Genomic DNA, 16,597 nt, shown 5'->3' on the forward strand with positions numbered 1-16,597 from the left:
GCCTACCGCGCCAGGAAGTCGCCGATGCGGTCGATGGCGCGCAGGATGTTCTCCTCCGAATTGGCGTAGGAGAGGCGGATGTAGCCTTCGCCATGAACGCCGAAATCCGGCCCGCCGATGAGCGCAACGCCCGCCTCCTCCAGAAGATCGGAGGCGAGTTTCTTGGCTTTGCGGCCGGTACCGGCAATATTCGGAAAGGCATAAAAAGCGCCTTTCGGCGTCGCGCAGCGGATGCCTTCAAGGCTGTTCAGCCCCTCCACGACCGTTTTGCGGCGGCGGTCGAAGGCCTGCATCATCTTTTCTACATCGTCCTGCGGGCCATCGATGGCGGCTATGCCGGCAAACTGGCTCGGCGCGTTGACGCAGGACCAGCAGTTCACCGCCAGCTTGCGCACCTTGTCGTAGAGGTGCCCGCCCGCAGCCGAGTTCGGCCAGATCGACCAACCCATTCGCCAGCCGGTCATCGCCCAGGTCTTCGACCAGCCGTTGAGCAGGATCAGCCGGTCGCGAATTTCCGGAAAGGTGAGCAGCGAGCAGTGCTCCTCGCCGTCATAGGTCATGACGTCGTAAATCTCGTCCGAAAGGATCGCGACATCGGGGAAGTCGGCGAGACCAGCGACGAGCTTCTCGATCTCGGCGCGCGGCGTCACCCCGCCGGTCGGATTGGCCGGTGAATTGAGGATGAGAAGCCGGGTTGCCGGCGTCAGCAGCGACAGCGTCTCCTCCGCGGAAAAAGCGAAGCCGTTTTCTTCGCGGATTGGTACGGGCACCGGCCGTGCGCCGGTGTATTCGATCATCGAGCGGTAGATGGGGAAGCCGGGGTCCGGGTAGAGAATGTCCGCCCCCGGTTCGCCGAAGAGAACGATCGCCGCGTACATGGTGGGCTTGCCGCCCGGCATGATCATCACATTTTCGGGCGAGACCTCGATTCCGGTCGTCGAAAGCATGCGGCGCACCACTGCTTCGCGCGTTGCCAGCAATCCGGTCGCAGGCGTGTAGCCGTGATGGCCGTCGCGCAATGCCTTGATAGCAGCTTCCACAATGTGACCGGGGGTACGGAAATCCGGCTGGCCGATACCGAGATTAATGATGTCGCGGCCGGACTGTGCCAGCTCGGTCGCGCGGGCCAGTACCGCGAAAGCGTTTTCTTCGCCGATGCGGTCGAAGTTCGAAACTGTGTGGAGCATATGCGCAGCCGGTCTGGTTCTTTGCACGTCGGGTGTTTGTTGTGAGGCTTGGCGTTCAAAAGTCAAATCGGAGATGCGCCGTTGATTTCAGACCTGGCCGACTGGACACCGCGCGAAGCGCCGCGCCATGCGCCTATGGAAGGCCGCTTCGTGCGGCTTGTGCCACTCGATGCGGCAGCGCATGGCGATGCCCTTTTCGGGATTACGGAGAACGACCCGCAGCGCTTTCGCTATCTCTTCGAGCCGCCGCCGGCGGACCGGCAGGCGCTTCAACCCTGGCTCGATCTGGCGCAGGCAAGTACCGACCCGCTGTGGTTCACGGTGATCGACCAGACAAGCGGGAGGGTGGTCGGACGCCAGTCGTTCATGCGCATCGACAAGGTGCATGGCGTGATCGAAATCGGCTCCATTCTGTGGAGCAGCCTCATGGCGCGCAGTCCGGCCTCGACGGAGGCGCTGTTCCTGTTTGCCAAACACGCCTTCGACGATCTCGGCTACCGCCGTTTCGAGTGGAAATGCAACAACCTGAACGAACCCTCCAAACAGGCGGCGCTGCGCTACGGGTTCAGCTTCGAGGGCGTGTTCCGGCAGCATATGGTGGTGAAAGGCCAGAACCGGGACACTGCGTGGTATGCCATGACCGACCGCGACTGGCCGCTGATCCGTTCGGCGTTCGAGGCGTGGCTCGATCCGGCGAATTTTGACTTGCAAGGCCAGCAGCGAGAACGGCTCGGCGAAATTCGTGCGGCACTGGCCGGGGCGGTTTCGTGAGGTTATAGCTCGTTGCGACAAAAGCAGACGAGATAGCCATGCAACAGAACCGGAGCACGCTGATCGCAGCCGCCATCATCATGGCCGTGTTTGCGTTACTCGCCTTCTATCTGCCTGACATCATGATGGCGGCAGCGGAATTCTCGCCCGTAGCGGCGGGCGCTGTTGTCGTTCTTTTCCTGCTCGGTTTTTTTGTGCTGTTCTGGCTGCGAGGTCGCCACCAGAACAGGAAGCGCTGAGATGAGGGTCCTCGTAACGGGCGCAGCGGGCATGATCGGCCGCAAGCTGGTCGCCCGGCTTGTCGGGGATGGCACAGTTGCGGGGCGCGATATCACCGCGCTCGACCTGCACGACATAGTCGCGCCAGCGAAACCTGATGCACGGTTTGCATGCGATATATTCGCAGGCGACCTGTCGGACTCGGCTCAGATCGCCACGCTGATTGGCCGTTCACCCGATGTTGTGTTCCATCTGGCAGGCATCGTGTCGGGCGAGGCGGAAGCGGATTTCGACCTCGGCTTCAGGGTCAATTTCGACGGTACCAGGGCGCTGTTCGACGCGATCAGATTATCCGGCACATGCCCCCGCGTGGTGTTTTCATCCTCTATCGCTGTGTTCGGCGGGCCGTTTCCGAAGGTGATCCCCGACGAGTTTCACACCATACCGCTCAGTTCCTACGGCACGCAGAAGCTTGTGGGCGAGGCGCTGCTGACCGACTATTCGCGCCGTGGCTTCATGGATGGGATCGGCATTCGCCTGCCGACAATCTGCGTGCGTCCGGGCAAAGCCAATAAAGCCGCGTCGAGCTTTTTCTCAGGCATTATCCGCGAGCCGCTGAACGGCAAGGAAGCTACGCTGCCGGTTCCGCGTTCGGTGGTTCATACACATGCCAGCCCCCGTTCGGCGGTGGAGTTTCTTGTTCATGCCGCTGGCCTGTCCGGCGAAGCGGTCGGACCGCGCCGTTGCCTGACGATGCCGGGCGTTGCCGTCACCGTAGGCGAGCAGATCGAGGCGCTGGAGCGCATCGCCGGAAATGATCTCGCCGCGCTCGTGCGTGACGAACCTGACGAAGCGGTATGGGCACTGGTAAAGAACTGGCCGACCCGTTTCGAGGCCAAGCGTGCCCGCGACCTCGGCTTCGAAGCGGAAACGAGCTTCGACGACATCGTTCGCATTCACATAGAGGATGAACTCGGCGGTAGTCTCTAGGCCGCCAGGCTTGCTGAAAGCAGGGTGAGGCCAAGCAGGAAAACGAGAGCCGCGCCGGCGATCTCGATACCGACATGAATGGTCTCGCGGCGTGGGCCCTCGCCGGCAACAAAGACGGCCCAGTTCTTGGCGGTCACCGCCAGTGTTGCCAGAACCGACACCGTGATGGCAGTACCGATCGACATCGCCAGTACCGACAGCACGCCAGCCACCCAAAGTCCGTTCAGGAAGGCGAAGGACAGCACGATCAACGCGCCCGTGCATGGGCGCAGGCCGACTGCGGCGACTGCCGTCCAGGCGCTGCGCCAGCTGAATTCGCGTGCGTTCAACAGGCTCGGGTCGGGCATGTGGGCGTGCCCGCATTCCGAGCAGACTTCGCCTCCCGCGTGGTGGTGATGATGATCATGGTCGTGACGGTGGTCATGATGGCTGTGGTCGTGCGTATGATCATGGTGACCGTGCGCCGTGCTTGCCGCCGACAGGCTGTGTGCGGGCTTCTCCCTGAAACGGGAGACGAGCCGGATGCCGGCTTTGCGCCACAGCAGCCAGAGCCCGAAGCCGGTGATCAGCGCATAGCTCGTGAGCTCGAGGAACCAGGTAGCATCGGTCATCGATACGGAAGTGCCGCGCAGGGCCAGAAACACCGCGCCCATGACGAGGATTGCAGTGAGCCCCTGCAGCAATGCGGAGAGCAGGGAGAGTACGACCCCACGTCTTAGCGCAACCTCATTTGCAAGCATGTAGGACGAGATCACCGCCTTGCCGTGCCCGGGGCCGGCGGCGTGAAATACGCCATAGGCGAAGGAGAGGCCGACCAGCACCCAGGTTCCGCTGCCATCCTGTTTCATCGTTTTGAGCGCACCTGTCAGCGCGCGGTAGAAATCCTGCTGCTGTGTGTTCACCCAGTTGAGGATGCCTGAAAACATTCCGGTCGAAGGCAGTGTCGCTTCGCTGTTGCCGATGCCGAGCGAACTCTGGGCAATCGCGGCGCCGCTGAAAGCGAGTACCGACGCGGCCAGCACAAGTGCCGGCAGAAATTGTCCCCTGCGGGTCATGTTCAGTTCGTCGCTCCGCATGTGACTTCGAGGCGGGTGGCGAAAAGCTTCGTCACATCGTTGCCCGACGGATCGTTGAAGAACGCCTCGGTGAGCGTGTCCTGGTTTGCGGCCAGCGCTTCGTCGGGATCGGGCCGCACTACTGCGCGTGAACAGCCGCCCGGCATTCCGCGAACGGTGAGGTCGCCGTCCTCGTAAAAATCGATCGCCGTGTAGAAGGTCGGGTCGTAGACGCCAAAGGCCACAGTCCCCGTGAGCTTCAAGGGCTGGGATGGCTGCGACTGGAACAGGATGGTCAGCTGGTCGTTTTCATGCATTGCCAGCAGCTTTTCGGGCGCTTGCATCGCTGCAGGCGCACCATTCACGCTGACGAACTGGAAATAGTCGAACTCGGCGAGCGAATCATGAACCACGCCGGCTACCGTCGCGAGTTCGTCTTCGTCGAGCTGCAGGTCGCTGTTTTCATCGAACTCAAGCAGAACGGTGGACGAAAACAGGTCGTCGAAGCGCCACACATGGCCAAGCGTTTCCACTTCGCCGGCCGAGTTGACCGCGACTTCAAGGGTGGCCTGCGCAAAGACGTGCGGGTGGACGCGCACCGGGCCGGTAGCTGCGAGCAACACAAAAAGGCTGCAGGTCGCCGCCTTCATAGCCCGACTGATCTTCATGGCTGCATTGCCCCTCGGCTTGATTTGCCCACTGTCGTCAGCAACCGGGCGAAAATTGGACGGTGCAGGCGCATCAGTCGGTATCGTTGGTTTTCATCCACTGGGCAAGGTAGTCGACAAACACGCGAATCTTGGCCGGAAGATAGCGCCTATGCGGATAGACAGCGTAGATGCCGCCCGCAGGGGGCAGCCAGTCGTCGAGAATTGCGACCAGATTGCCGCTCGCCAGGGCGGGCTCGGCAATAAAGTCGGGCAGACCGACAAATCCGAGCCCGGCGATTGCCGCTTCTCTGGCGGCTATCGGGCTGTTGACCTCCATGCGGCTGTCGACTTGCACCGTGATCGCTTCGCCTTCCGCGTTCTTGAACTGCCAGTTGTTGAGCCAGCGCCCGTTGGTGTCGATGACACAAGGCTTGCCGGCCAGATCCTGCGGTTTTTCCGGACGGCCAACCGCGTCTATCAATGCCGGAGAAGCACACATTCTGACTGAAAAAGGACGCAGCTTGCGCGCAATCAGCGAAGAATCCTGCATACGGGTGATGCGGATCGCAATGTCAAAGCCTTCCTCGACCAGGTCGACGAAGCGGTCGTCGAGCTGAATATCCATTCTGATATCGGGATGGTCCCGGGCAAAATCGATCAGCGAACGCCCGATCCCGGCGTCGGCGAAGGTGCGTGGTGCCGTCAGCTTGATGCGTCCGCGAACGTCGCCGGAGCGCTCGCGGACCGATTCCGCCAAAGCGTCGATATCGTTCACGATCTCGGTGGCGCGCTTGAAATAATCGTGGCCCGCCTCGGTAAGCGAAAACTGCCGCGTGGTACGATTGAGCAGAAGCGCACCGAGTTCGTCTTCCAGCTCGCGTACATATTTCGACAGCAGGGCCTTGGAGCGGCCGATCTTGCGCGCGGCGGCGGAAAAGCCCTCGGCCTCGACGACCTCGATGAAGGCGCGCATGCGGGTGAGGGTATCCACTACCGGCCGCCTTTCGCGTGTTCGAGAATCGTTCGCGCAAGCCCGATCAGCGCCATGTCGCTGCCGGCCGGACCCAGCAGGGAGATGCCGAACGGTGCGCCGTCAACCGTGCCCAGCGGGATCGTGATTTGCGGGAAACCGGAAAGACCCGACAGGCACAGCAGCCGCAACGCGCGTTCGCGGTAGTCCTGGAGAGCATCGAAGCCGATGTCGCTGAGCGGTGCAGCGCCTGGCACGGTGGGCAAGACCAGCAGGCCGTCATTGCCAAGCATCAGCGCGAGCTCGCTGCGCAGTGCGTCGCGCTTTTCGGTTTCCGCTCCCGCCGCTTCGCTGCTGATCGTGGAGCCGAATTCGAAACGTTCTTTCACGCCCGGGCCGAGATGGCGTTCCTTCGCGGAGATCCAGGGGCCATGCATTGCCCATGCTTCGTAGGATTGCAGCTTGCGGAAGGTCCAGTAGAGATCGTCGATCGATTGTGACAGCGGAGCTGCCTCGCTGGCCTCCCCGATCACCTCGGCGACTTGTGCCGCGATGCGCGCATATTCCGCAGCCTCGGCTTCGCCAAGCAGGAGCCCGTCGAGAGCCGAAAGGCGGAGGGCGCGGTAGCTTGAATTGCCGGAAGCAGCGGGAAGCAGCACCTTTGCCACTCGCTCATATGTCTCGCCATCCTTCGCAAACCAGCCGAATGTGTCGAATGAAGGCGCCAGCGGCATTGCGCCGTCGAGCGAGATTGCGCCATGCGTTCCACGCAGCCCGAGCAGCCCGCAGAACGAGGCCGGCGCGCGAACGGAACCGCCCGTGTCGGAGCCGGTTGCGAAATCGACAAGTCCGGCAGCCACCGCGGACGCCGATCCGGAGGACGATCCGCCTGTGACACGGCCGGGAGCGGCCGGATTAACCGGAAAGGGATAGTGGGCGTTCTGCCCCATCAGCGAAAAGGTCAGCTCGTCGGTTTGCGCCCGTGCGACGAGTGTCGCGCCAGCGTCGAGCAGCTTCTGCACGGCGGGTGCGGTGCTGGCAGCCGGCGCTGCCTCATCGAGCTTCTGCGGGTTGCCGCCGCCAGTTCGCTGGCCGCGCACGTTGTAGATGTCCTTCACAGCGAAGGTCAGTCCTGCGAGCGGCCCTTCCGCTGCCCCTGGGATAGGCGGAAAGGGTGCCTGGACATAGGCGTTCAGCGTGTTGGCCGGAGCGTTCATTGTTCACTCTCTAGAGACGAGAATCGGAGGTTCGGTCAGCGCAGAAAAAATTTCAAGCTGAAGTGTTTTTTTCGTTGATTGTGACGGGGCTTATCCATATATGGCGGCTGCCCAAAGTCGCACGTGCCTGTGGGTGTCCGCCGTCCCCTCGTTTGGTGAGGGAAACGGTAAGGTACCTGGAACTAACCCCTCCAGTCGCTTTTACGGCCAACCGTGAAATCGAGGACATCTTGAAGCAACGACGGTGCGGGCCTTTCTGGTGTTCTGCCGGTCGTCCATAGACCGGGGTTACTGAAGAGGCACACCTTCATTGCCGGCAGTGCGGAGGGATCTCCAAAGCTGAGGCAGACAAAGCGGATTTTCGCTTCCGGGCGAGGGTCCACCACCGCGTGACGCGCATTTGCAGGTTGTCGGATCTCCACAGGCCGGTAGCTGCGGATCGTCGCCACGCACTTTGTCCACCACGGTTTCCGGGACCGCATGTCCCGGCCCGAGCTTGCCGGCGGCAGATGCCGCCAATGGAGAGACCCGATGGCCACGCAGCGCGTCCTTGATTTCCTCGCCACCCGACGACCCGACGGTCCTTGCCTCGTCGTCGACCTCGACGTTGTGCGCGAAAACTACCGCGCGTTCGAAAAAGCCCTTCCAGACAGCCGCATCTTCTATGCCGTGAAAGCCAACCCGGCTCCAGAGATCCTGCGCCTGTTGGCAACGCTCGGCTCAAACTTCGACACCGCTTCGGTGGCCGAAGTCGAAATGGCGCTCGACGCCGGCGCGACGCCCGACCGCATCTCCTTCGGCAACACGATCAAGAAAGAGCGCGACATCGCGCGCGCCTTCGAACTCGGCATCCGCCTGTTCGCGGTGGACTGCGAAGCCGAAGTCGAGAAGGTCGCCCGCGTTGCACCCGGCAGCCGCGTGTTCTGCCGCGTACTGACCGACGGCGAAGGCGCCGAATGGCCGCTGTCGCGCAAGTTCGGCTGCGCGCCGGCAATGGCCGTCGATGTACTGCGCCGCGCTGCCGCGCTTGGCCTCGACGCTTATGGTGTGTCCTTCCACGTGGGTTCTCAGCAGACCGACCTAACTGCATGGGACCGCGCGCTGGGAGATGCAAAGCGGGTATTCGCCACGCTCGCCGAGGAAGGCATCGTGCTGAAAATGGTCAATATGGGCGGCGGCTTCCCGACCCGTTACCTGCGTGACGTACCGGCAGCCCAGGCCTACGGCCAGGCGATCTTCTCCGCGTTGCGGGCCCATTTCGGTAACCAACTGCCCGAGACGATCATCGAGCCAGGCCGCGGCATGGTCGGCAATGCCGGCACGATCCGCTCCGAGGTGGTGCTGATCTCCAAGAAGGCCGACAACGACAATGTGCGCTGGGTCTATCTCGACATCGGCAAGTTCGGCGGCCTTGCCGAAACGATGGATGAGGCGATCCGCTATCCGATTTCGACGAGCCATGATGGCGGTGAGACCGGTGAATGCGTGCTTGCCGGCCCGACCTGCGATTCGGCGGACGTGATGTATGAAAAGACGCCGTACCCGCTGCCTTTGTCGCTGACGATCGGCGACGAAGTGCTGATCGAAGGTACGGGCGCATACACCACAACCTATGCCTCGGTTGCTTTCAACGGCTTCGAACCTTTGCGATCTTACGTGATCTGAAGCGGCGTTTGCCGCTTATCGGAAACTCGCTGCCGGCTGATGCCGGCGGCGAGGCTGCCTTGCCGATTTCCTGCTTCCGGAACGCTGAGATGAATGCTGTTGTGCCCGTTTTTGACGGCTTTCTGAATACCCCCTCATCCATGCCCGCCCTTTCGACTGGGGGTGGAGAGGTGATTGTGGCGGCGCCTGCGCTCCGCGTGTCCCTCCAGGGTGCGTGCGGTTCGCGCGGCGCGGCGGATGAGGGGGTGAACCATTCGCCGGCGATTGTGATCGGCAACGAGCAGCCCGCGGACATCATTGCCCGCAACGTATTGCTCGATTGTGCGATGGGTCCGCGCTGGCGCAAGAAATCGTCGGAGAAGCTGCGGCGCGGACGGCTTCCGGCCGAAGGGCTGGCGCTTGTGGCGCGCGACGATGCCGGCACGGTTGTGGGGACCGTGCGGCTTTGGGAGGTGACGGCGGGCGAGGGCGGACCGGCCGCGCTCTTGCTAGGCCCGCTCGCCGTCGATCCCGCGCTCAAATCGGCTGGTATCGGCTCGAAGCTGATGCTCCGTGCAATCGCAGAAGCAGCGCGGCTCGGCCACGGCGCGATCTTGCTGGTCGGCGATGAACCCTATTATGCGCGCTTCGGCTTCTCGGCTGAGAAGACGGCCTGGCTGGCGATGCCCGGCCCCTACGAGCCGCACCGCTTCCTGGCACTGGAACTCATCGAAGGTGCGCTCGAGGGCGCTCGCGGCGTGCTGCGTGCCAGTGGGCGCAAGGCGCGGAAGGACGTGTAGGCGCCGAATTGTAGTATAGAGTCAGATTTTCTACGCATATTACTGCGGCGGAGATCTGATGTCTGACGAAATGTTTGCTGAGCGTGGCGACGTCCCTCCACGGATCAGGCCGCGGCTGAAATCGGCGCCGAGAATTCGGCAGCTATATTGGTGTGATTTGCCGAGGGATGCGCAGCTCCCGGAACTTTGGAAGCGTCGACCGGTAGTTATCTTATCGAAGAATTCGACGCTCTTCGGAGCAGTGACGGTAGTTCCGTGTTCTACACAGGCGCAACCTGACCCCAAACTAGCGTTTCCGCTTCGGACAACGATCGATGGTAGGGCTGCCTGGGCAGTATGCGATAAGCCGATGACGGTTGCGGTCAGTCGACTTGTGCCGACACACGGCGCAATCGCTCGCCTACCCCAGGAAGAATTCGAAGAAATGGTAGGAGTGGTATTGGCACTCCTACCCACGGTGCCTGATGGGCGTTAGTTGATTTCTAACTGAATTTTTCCTATGTAGAGTGCACTTACGGCGCCCTGATAAGGGTAGTCCGCTGTCCCGAAAGGGGCACTACTTGCCAAGGGGGCTTCGGCCCCCTTTGGTTTTTCTCAAAGAACTTGGCTGAGCTGCATGGCGACCGACATGTCGCCATCGACCTTGAGCTTGCCCTGCATGAAGGCCGAGGTGGCGCCGAGATCGCCGGAGATGATCGATTCCATGTCGTCCTTGGTAAGTGAAATCGTGCACTCTGCGTCGCCGCCGCCGGTCGAGACGGTTTCGCCATCCACCAGGATGGAACCGTCGGCGCCGAGGTCGAACTTGACCGAACGGCTGAAGCCGGAACCGGATGCCTTGCTGCTGATCTGGTCGGCGATTTCCTGAAGCGTCATCGTCATCTCCGTTTGGGCGTTGGATGTGCCCGTTCGTTGGCTCAGAACGGATTTTCGGCCCGTCCGCAATCGCGCCTCGCATAGCAGTTGATTGACGTTTACGTCAACGTGATCTAGCGTTTTTGGGCGGTCGCAACGCTGGGAATTTCGCGCGGATCGGCATCCGGAACAGTGCGGACGTCAACTGCCGGAACAGCGTGTCTGGAGGAACAATATGCAGTTTACCCCCGAGCATGAGGAGTTGCGGCGTACGGTGGCGAAATTCGTCGCGACCGAGATCAACCCTCATGCCGATGAATGGGAAGCGGCGGAGGAGTTTCCGAGCCACGAACTCTTCAAGAAGCTCGGCGATCTGGGTATGCTCGGCATCAAGTACGATCCGGCCTATGGCGGGCTCGGGCTCGACTTTTCCTATTCCATGGTTATGGCGGAGGAGCTTGGGCTTTGCGAATGCGGCGGCGTGCCGATGGCAATCGGCGTGCAGACGGACATGTGCACGCCGGCGATGAACCGTTTCGGTTCGGACGAGATCAAGCAAGACTTTCTGGCACCGGCTATTGCCGGCGATGCGGTCGGCTGTCTCGGCGTTTCTGAACCGGGCGGCGGCTCTGACGTCGCGGCGGTCAAGACAACGGCGCGTGCAGACGGCGAAGATCTCGTGATCTCCGGCACCAAGATGTGGATCACCAACGGCATGAAGGCCGACTGGTGCTGCCTGCTTGCCAACACCAACGATGGACCGGCGCACAAGAACAAATCTCTGATCGCCGTGCCGATGGATGCAAAGGGCATCGAGCGTCAGAAGATCAAGAAGATTGGCATGAATTCGTCGGACACCGCTCAGCTTTTCTTTGATCAGGTGCGCGTTCCGAAGCGTTACATCATCGGACAGGAAGGCATGGGCTTCACCTACCAGATGCTGCAGTTTCAGGAAGAGCGGCTCTATTCGGCGGCCAGCTCGATCAAGGGTTTCGACCGGCTGATCGATCTCACCATCGAATATACCGGCCAGCGGCATACATTCGGCAAGCCGATCCTCGACAATCAGGTGGTTCACTTCCGGCTTGCGGAACTGCGCACCGAGGTAGAGGCGCTGCGGGCGCTGACCTGGAGCGCGATCGAGCAATATGTGGCCGGCAGCGACGTGACCCGCCTGGCTTCGATGGCGAAGCTCAAGACCGGTCGCCTGGCGCGCGAGGTTACCGACACCTGCCTGCAATATTGGGGCGGCATGGGTTACACCTTCGACAATCCGGTGAGCCGTGCCTTCCGCGACACGCGGCTTGTGTCAATCGGTGCCGGGGCGGACGAGATCATGCTCGGTATCATCGCCAAGCTCGAAGGGACGCTGCCGGGCACAAGCAACCGGGCTAAAAGCTGAACCCGCGCCGGTTCGACGAATAATCGGTCAGGTCAGGGGCAGGTGGTGACCTGATTGGAGCAGGTTCCGGTTGCCCAGCCGCGGCTCTCAGCTCCCATGAGATCGCCTTCGACCTCGACCCAATCGCCCTTGCAGGCGTGGAGGCGGCTCACGCGGAACGAATCCGGTCCCGCACCTTCCTCCTCGTTGAGCAGGCGGGCAACCACATCGGCATCGGCAGAGGGGGTAACATAGAGAGCGATCCGGTTGAGAAGCAGTCCGAGCGAGCTTCCCGGCACCCATCCTTTGCCCTCGAAGGCGACAACATCCGGATCGTCGCTCGTGTAGCTGATCACAATGGCATCTTCGATGCGAAACCAGCCGTCCTGCGAGCCCGTGACCGTTACTTCCGGCGCAAAGCGGTCGCCATTGATCTCCACCGGGGCCGGAAGCTCGGCAATGACCGGGAAGTCGGAACCAGGGCCACTATGCACCTCGACCACGTCCGTTCCCAATGTCCAGGCCCAGATATCGCAGGCTTCCTCAGCCGCCGGCGAAGCGGCCGATACGAATAAGAGGGCGGAAGCACATGCCGTGCGGTACATCCAGCGTTGCATCTTGAGCCTTCCTCGCAGCGTTAGCCAACATGCTGGTTTTCGTCACTCCAGGCAAATGGCGCGCTTGGCAAAGTGCGTTTTCAGGGCTTCGAAAGTGCTTGTAACAGAATCAGCTAATTGTTATGTAAGATAACAATATTGGGAGGGTGACGTGCCTGTTGTGGAGCGGCCGGGGATGAAACCTGTCAGTATGGGCCGTTTGTCAGCCGTGACTCGCCGTGACGGTGACGTCATCTATCTCAGCGCGGCCGACGCGCTGCCGCCTTATGCGCGTTCGCTCGTTGATCGCCTGGATGAATGGGCTGCGGAAGCGCCTGAGCGCACTCTGTTTGCCGACCGTGGCTCGGACGGCGACTGGCGGTATTTGAATTACGCACAAGCAGCCGAACAGTCGCGGTCCATCGCGCAATATCTTCTCGATTGCGGCCTGTCGGTGGACCGGCCTGTGGCCGTGCTCTCCGGCAACAGCATCGAGCATGCGCTGGTAACCCTCGGCGCCATGCGTGCCGGTGTGCCGGTTGCGCCGGTGTCGCCGGCCTACTCGTTGGTCGCAAAAGACTATGCCAAGCTGAAGCACGTGTTCGATCTGGTCACGCCGGGGCTTGTGTTTTGCGGCGAGGGCCAGCCGTTCGAAGCAGCGCTTGGCGCTGTCATGCGGCCAGGCATGGTGCTCGTCAACGCGCGAGATCCACTGCCGGGCGCGGTCTCCTTTGAAACCGTGATGGCAACGAAACCGACCGCGGCGGTGGGTGACGCCGACCGCGCCGTGAACGGCGACACTGTTGCAAAGTTCCTCTTCACTTCCGGTTCGACCGGAATGCCCAAGGCCGTGATCAACACGCAGCGCATGATCTGCGCCAATCAGGTGATGATCGCCGAGGCTCTGGCGTTCCTGAAAGACAAGCCGCCCGTGATGGTGGACTGGCTGCCCTGGAACCATACCGCCGGCGGCAACCACAATTTCGGCATTGCGCTGTATAATGGCGGAACGCTCTACATCGATGACGGCAACCCTACTCCGGCAGGAATTGCGAAGACCGTGCGTAATCTCGAAGAGGTGGCGCCGACCCTCTATTTCAATGTGCCCAAGGGCTTTGAGATGCTGGTCGACCATCTCGCACGGAATGACCGTCTGCGGGAGAACTTCTTTTCCAGGGTCGAGCTTCTGCAATATGCGGGTGCGGGCCTGGCGCAACACGTGTGGACCGCGCTCGAAGAACTGGCTGTCCAGACGACCGGCAAAAAGGTGATGATCATCACCGGCTACGGCTCGACGGAGACCGCGCCCTTTGCGCTCACCACGACCTGGCCCGTCGACAGGCCTGGCGAAGTGGGGCTGCCGGCAGCGGGGCTGGAGCTGAAGCTCGTTGCGAACGAAGGAAAGATGGAGCTGCGGCTCAAGGGGCCGAACGTCACACCCGGCTATTGGCGCCAGCCTGACAAGACGGCGGAGTCCTTCGATGAGGAAGGCTTCTACAGGATCGGCGATGCGCTGAAATTCGTTGACGCCGACAATCCGGGACGCGGGCTGTTGTTCGATGGTCGTGTAGCCGAGGATTTCAAGCTTTCCACCGGTACATGGGTGAATATGAGCACCGTGCGCGGCTCGATCATTACGGCATTCGCGCCCTATGTCCGCGATGCGGTGCTGACAGGCCTCGACCGGGGGCATATCGGCGCGATGTTGTTTCTGGACGCTGCTGCGGCGCGCAAGGTTGTGCCCGAACTGGCGCAGGCTGGTGAGGCCGAACTTGCTGCAAGCCAGGCGCTGCGGGCCGAGTTTCAGAAACGGCTCGATGCCCTTTGCGCAACTGCGACCGGCAGCTCCAATCTCGTCGCCCGCATTGTCGTGCTCGACAGTCCGCCCTCCATCGACCGCAACGAAGTGACCGACAAGGGGTCGATCAACCAGAGCGCGGTAATGGTGGCGCGCGCGCAGCTTGTCGAAGACCTCTATGCCGAGCCGTCGCCGCCGCATGTGCTCGTCGCGAAGAAGGAAAGCGTCCAATGACCGCGCCGCAGGGATTGCGATATTCGTTTGATGACAGCTGGCTGATCGACGGGCTGCGAACGCCCTTTGTCGACTACACCGGCGCGTTCGCGCAAGTTTCACCAATCGATCTCGGCATCAAGGTGGCGCGGGAAGTCGTGGCGCGTGCCGGCGTCGATCCCGCCGATATCGGCACCACCATAGCCGGCAGCATGGCCCAGGCCTCGTTCGACGCCTATATGACGCCGCGCCACATAGGCATCTATGCCGGAGTGCCGGTGGAACGGCCCGCGCATCTGGTGCAACGCATTTGCGGCACGGGCATCGAAGCGATCGTACAAGGTGCGGAGCTCGTAACACGCGGCAAGGTAGACTTGGCGCTCTGCGTCGGTGCGGAATCGATGAGCCGCAATCCCGTCGCTGCCTATACGCACCGGACCGGCTTCCGCATGGGCCAGATCGAATTCAAGGACTTTCTGTGGGAAGCGCTGCTCGATCCGGCCTGCTCCTGCACAATGGGCGATACAGCTGAAAATCTCGCCCGCGACTATCAGATCACGCGCGAGGAGGTCGATCGTTATGCCGAGCGCTCCTTCGGCCGTGCGGTCGCCGCGCGCGAAGCTGGCTTCTTCGACGGCGAGATCGTGCCGGTTGCGAGCGAAACCTTCGAACAAAAGGGCTTCAACGCACGTTCGATCAGGCTGCCGCGCAAGGTGGAAAGCGTCGTAGCCGACAGCCATGTGAGAACCTCGCCTTATGAAGTGCTGGCCAAGATCAGGCCAGCGTTCGGCGGCGTGCAAACTGGCGGCAACTCCTCCGCGGTGGTCGATGGCGCGGCTGCAGCGCTGGTAGGGTCATGCAGATCAGCCGAGAGGGCGGGTGTGAAGCCGATGGCGCGTATCGTTGCGGCCGCATCGGTTGGCGTTCCGCCGCGCATCATGGGCATCGGGCCGGTGCCGGCCATCCAGGCGGTGCTTGAGGAAGCGGGACTGACGCTCGACCAGATCGACAGGATCGAAATCAACGAAGCCTTCGCCGCACAGATCATGGCCTGCATTCGCGAACTCGGGCTCGACGACGCAAAGGTCAATGTGAATGGCGGCGCCATCGCGATCGGCCATCCTCTCGGCGCCACCGGCGTGCGCATCACCACCACTGTCGCACGCGAGTTAAAGCGGTCCGGCCTGCGCTTTGGCATTGCCTCGGCTTGCGTCGGTGGCGGGCAGGGTATCGCGATCCTGGTAGAAAACACCGACGCGGTGCACTGACCATGCTGACCAACCGCCGCGACGTGGAAATCGAGTGGGGCGACTGCGATGCCGCAGGAATCGTCTTCTACCCGCGCTATTTCGCGATGTTCGATGCCTCGACCGCCTATCTGTTCGAGAAGGCGCTCGGAATGAAAAAGATCGCCTGGACGAAAGCCTATGGCATTGTCGGCATTCCAATGGTCGATACGGGGGCCAAATTTCTCGTCCCGTCCCGCTATGGCGATGTGATCGCCATCGAAACGAGCGCCAGCCGAATCGGCCGCTCCAGCTTCGATATCGTGCACCGTGTGTTCAAGGGTGAGACGCTGGCGATCGAGGCACAGGAGAAGCGCGTTTGGACCGGCCGTGACCCTGAGAACCCTGCCCGCATCAAAGCCGTCCCTATACCGGATGAGGTAATCGCAGCGCTGCGGGCCTGAGTTCTTCCAGCTAGTCTTGCCCCGAAAGCCGGCCAAGAAGCTCGATGAGCTTGTCGCGCTCGGCTTCCCCTCCCAGGCGCCGGATGATGCGCTGTTCATGCGCGTTCCACACGGACAGCATCTCGGAGATGAAACGTTCGCCTTCGACTGTCAGGTGCAGAGAGTGGGAACGCTTGTCCTCAGGGGATTTCCGGCGTTCCGCCACACCACGCCGTTCGAGGCCGTCCATCAGCGCGACGAAGTTGGCTCGTTTGATTCCCAGCTGCTCCGCAATCTCCGACTGCTTCTGGCCGGGGCGCTGGGCGATCAGATTGAGTACCGAAAACTCGGCCGGACGGAGCTTTAGTTCAGTGAAGCTTTCAATGAAGTCCTGAAAAACGCTGAGCTGGGCACGGCGAAGTACATAACCGACGATCGAGGACATTTCCGGCAGCTGGGAAATATCCTCACTGTTCGATGCCAAAGGCACACTTGTTTCGGGATTGGCCGCCATTGCTTCGTCTTCTAACGCCATCATATTCCTTTACATGTCCTGACATGACCGGCAAAGGGTCGATAGCC

General features: G+C 61.7%; 18 protein-coding genes. 10 read left to right on the forward strand and 8 right to left on the reverse strand.

Annotation, left to right across the window (positions count from 1 at the left end; genetic code table 11):
- Window positions 1–2: 2 nt before the first annotated feature.
- On the reverse strand, window positions 3–1,187 hold the full coding sequence (locus EP165_RS10110; RefSeq protein ID WP_127522020.1) for a pyridoxal phosphate-dependent aminotransferase: 1,185 nt from the start codon (window positions 1,185–1,187) through the stop codon (window positions 3–5).
- 81 nt (window positions 1,188–1,268) lie between these two features.
- On the opposite strand from EP165_RS10110, the gene EP165_RS10115 reads away from it, so the two are divergent.
- The 3 genes from EP165_RS10115 to denD are packed head-to-tail and all read left to right on the forward strand — an operon-like array spanning window position 1,269 to window position 3,167.
- A complete protein-coding gene (locus EP165_RS10115; RefSeq protein ID WP_164742998.1) occupies window positions 1,269–1,958 on the forward strand; it encodes a GNAT family N-acetyltransferase in 690 nt (229 codons plus the stop codon).
- A 38-nt stretch (window positions 1,959–1,996) separates the two neighbouring features.
- The gene (locus tag EP165_RS10120) at window positions 1,997–2,197 is read left to right on the forward strand and encodes a hypothetical protein (protein ID WP_127522022.1); all 201 of its coding nucleotides are present in this window, start codon (window positions 1,997–1,999) and stop codon (window positions 2,195–2,197) included.
- A 1-nt stretch (window position 2,198) separates the two neighbouring features.
- Window positions 2,199–3,167, forward strand: a complete 969-nt coding sequence (denD, locus tag EP165_RS10125; RefSeq protein ID WP_127522024.1) for a D-erythronate dehydrogenase — start codon at window positions 2,199–2,201, stop codon at window positions 3,165–3,167.
- Here denD and EP165_RS10130 read toward each other — a convergent pair.
- The 4 genes from EP165_RS10130 to EP165_RS10145 all read right to left on the reverse strand — a co-directional run bounded on the left by EP165_RS10130 (window position 3,164) and on the right by EP165_RS10145 (window position 7,059).
- Complete coding sequence (locus EP165_RS10130) at window positions 3,164–4,222, reverse strand: nickel/cobalt transporter (RefSeq protein ID WP_127522026.1); 1,059 nt, start codon at window positions 4,220–4,222, stop codon at window positions 3,164–3,166. The genes denD and EP165_RS10130 overlap by 4 nt on opposite strands.
- A gap of 2 nt (window positions 4,223–4,224) precedes the next feature.
- Complete coding sequence (locus EP165_RS10135; protein ID WP_127522028.1) at window positions 4,225–4,890, reverse strand: DUF1007 family protein; 666 nt, start codon at window positions 4,888–4,890, stop codon at window positions 4,225–4,227.
- Between the two features lie 73 nt (window positions 4,891–4,963).
- The gene (locus EP165_RS10140; RefSeq protein ID WP_127522030.1) at window positions 4,964–5,863 is read right to left on the reverse strand and encodes a LysR family transcriptional regulator; all 900 of its coding nucleotides are present in this window, start codon (window positions 5,861–5,863) and stop codon (window positions 4,964–4,966) included.
- Entirely contained in the window at window positions 5,863–7,059 is a 1,197-nt protein-coding gene (locus EP165_RS10145; RefSeq protein ID WP_127522032.1) for an amidase, read from the reverse strand. The genes EP165_RS10140 and EP165_RS10145 overlap by 1 nt, the downstream gene beginning before the upstream one ends.
- Before the next feature lie 531 nt (window positions 7,060–7,590).
- Here EP165_RS10145 and EP165_RS10150 point away from each other — a divergent pair.
- The 3 genes from EP165_RS10150 to EP165_RS20830 all read left to right on the forward strand — a co-directional run bounded on the left by EP165_RS10150 (window position 7,591) and on the right by EP165_RS20830 (window position 9,978).
- Complete coding sequence (locus EP165_RS10150) at window positions 7,591–8,724, forward strand: type III PLP-dependent enzyme (protein ID WP_127522034.1); 1,134 nt, start codon at window positions 7,591–7,593, stop codon at window positions 8,722–8,724.
- 245 nt (window positions 8,725–8,969) lie between these two features.
- Window positions 8,970–9,503 carry a GNAT family N-acetyltransferase gene (locus EP165_RS10155; protein ID WP_245440094.1) on the forward strand — a complete coding sequence of 178 codons (534 nt, stop codon included), beginning with the start codon at window positions 8,970–8,972 and terminating at the stop codon, window positions 9,501–9,503.
- A gap of 70 nt (window positions 9,504–9,573) precedes the next feature.
- On the forward strand, window positions 9,574–9,978 hold the full coding sequence (locus tag EP165_RS20830; protein ID WP_501981675.1) for a type II toxin-antitoxin system PemK/MazF family toxin: 405 nt from the start codon (window positions 9,574–9,576) through the stop codon (window positions 9,976–9,978).
- A 119-nt stretch (window positions 9,979–10,097) separates the two neighbouring features.
- On the opposite strand, the gene EP165_RS10165 is transcribed toward EP165_RS20830, so the two are convergent.
- Window positions 10,098–10,379, reverse strand: a complete 282-nt coding sequence (locus EP165_RS10165; RefSeq protein WP_127522036.1) for an SCP2 sterol-binding domain-containing protein — start codon at window positions 10,377–10,379, stop codon at window positions 10,098–10,100.
- A 214-nt stretch (window positions 10,380–10,593) separates the two neighbouring features.
- Between EP165_RS10165 and EP165_RS10170 the strand changes: the two genes are divergently transcribed.
- Window positions 10,594–11,760: an acyl-CoA dehydrogenase family protein gene (locus EP165_RS10170; RefSeq protein ID WP_127522038.1), complete on the forward strand. Its 1,167-nt coding sequence runs from the start codon at window positions 10,594–10,596 to the stop codon at window positions 11,758–11,760.
- Window positions 11,761–11,792: 32 nt separating this feature from the next.
- Here EP165_RS10170 and EP165_RS10175 read toward each other — a convergent pair whose 3' ends face one another.
- Window positions 11,793–12,356: an SH3 domain-containing protein gene (locus EP165_RS10175; RefSeq protein WP_127522040.1), complete on the reverse strand. Its 564-nt coding sequence runs from the start codon at window positions 12,354–12,356 to the stop codon at window positions 11,793–11,795.
- A 175-nt stretch (window positions 12,357–12,531) separates the two neighbouring features.
- On the opposite strand from EP165_RS10175, the gene EP165_RS10180 reads away from it, so the two are divergent.
- Genes EP165_RS10180 through EP165_RS10190 form a run of 3 tightly spaced genes read left to right on the forward strand, consistent with a single transcriptional unit; the run spans window position 12,532 to window position 16,036 of the window.
- Window positions 12,532–14,367: a feruloyl-CoA synthase gene (locus EP165_RS10180; RefSeq protein WP_127522042.1), complete on the forward strand. Its 1,836-nt coding sequence runs from the start codon at window positions 12,532–12,534 to the stop codon at window positions 14,365–14,367.
- Complete coding sequence (locus EP165_RS10185; protein ID WP_127522044.1) at window positions 14,364–15,614, forward strand: thiolase family protein; 1,251 nt, start codon at window positions 14,364–14,366, stop codon at window positions 15,612–15,614. The genes EP165_RS10180 and EP165_RS10185 overlap by 4 nt, the downstream gene beginning before the upstream one ends.
- Before the next feature lie 2 nt (window positions 15,615–15,616).
- On the forward strand, window positions 15,617–16,036 hold the full coding sequence (locus tag EP165_RS10190; protein ID WP_127522046.1) for an acyl-CoA thioesterase: 420 nt from the start codon (window positions 15,617–15,619) through the stop codon (window positions 16,034–16,036).
- 10 nt (window positions 16,037–16,046) lie between these two features.
- Here the strand turns inward: EP165_RS10190 and EP165_RS10195 are convergent, their stop codons facing one another.
- Complete coding sequence (locus tag EP165_RS10195; protein ID WP_245440095.1) at window positions 16,047–16,529, reverse strand: MarR family winged helix-turn-helix transcriptional regulator; 483 nt, start codon at window positions 16,527–16,529, stop codon at window positions 16,047–16,049.
- Window positions 16,530–16,597: the final 68 nt, after the last annotated feature.

Source organism: Mesorhizobium sp. Z1-4, assembly GCF_004000235.1.
Classification (GTDB): Bacteria; Pseudomonadota; Alphaproteobacteria; order Rhizobiales; family Rhizobiaceae; genus RCIO01.

Coding starts and splice junctions, on each gene's coding strand:
- EP165_RS20830 (WP_501981675.1), top strand. CDS start 9,574: ATGTTTGCTGAGCGTGGCGACGTCCCTCCACGGATCAGGCCGCGGCTG.
- EP165_RS10165 (WP_127522036.1), bottom strand. CDS start 10,379: ATGACGCTTCAGGAAATCGCCGACCAGATCAGCAGCAAGGCATCCGGT.
- EP165_RS10120 (WP_127522022.1), top strand. CDS start 1,997: ATGCAACAGAACCGGAGCACGCTGATCGCAGCCGCCATCATCATGGCC.
- EP165_RS10185 (WP_127522044.1), top strand. CDS start 14,364: ATGACCGCGCCGCAGGGATTGCGATATTCGTTTGATGACAGCTGGCTG.
- EP165_RS10180 (WP_127522042.1), top strand. CDS start 12,532: ATGAAACCTGTCAGTATGGGCCGTTTGTCAGCCGTGACTCGCCGTGAC.
- EP165_RS10195 (WP_245440095.1), bottom strand. CDS start 16,529: ATGGCGGCCAATCCCGAAACAAGTGTGCCTTTGGCATCGAACAGTGAG.
- EP165_RS10150 (WP_127522034.1), top strand. CDS start 7,591: ATGGCCACGCAGCGCGTCCTTGATTTCCTCGCCACCCGACGACCCGAC.
- denD (WP_127522024.1), top strand. CDS start 2,199: ATGAGGGTCCTCGTAACGGGCGCAGCGGGCATGATCGGCCGCAAGCTG.
- EP165_RS10170 (WP_127522038.1), top strand. CDS start 10,594: ATGCAGTTTACCCCCGAGCATGAGGAGTTGCGGCGTACGGTGGCGAAA.
- EP165_RS10145 (WP_127522032.1), bottom strand. CDS start 7,059: ATGAACGCTCCGGCCAACACGCTGAACGCCTATGTCCAGGCACCCTTT.
- EP165_RS10130 (WP_127522026.1), bottom strand. CDS start 4,222: ATGACCCGCAGGGGACAATTTCTGCCGGCACTTGTGCTGGCCGCGTCG.
- EP165_RS10175 (WP_127522040.1), bottom strand. CDS start 12,356: ATGCAACGCTGGATGTACCGCACGGCATGTGCTTCCGCCCTCTTATTC.
- EP165_RS10110 (WP_127522020.1), bottom strand. CDS start 1,187: ATGCTCCACACAGTTTCGAACTTCGACCGCATCGGCGAAGAAAACGCT.
- EP165_RS10135 (WP_127522028.1), bottom strand. CDS start 4,890: ATGAAGATCAGTCGGGCTATGAAGGCGGCGACCTGCAGCCTTTTTGTG.
- EP165_RS10190 (WP_127522046.1), top strand. CDS start 15,617: ATGCTGACCAACCGCCGCGACGTGGAAATCGAGTGGGGCGACTGCGAT.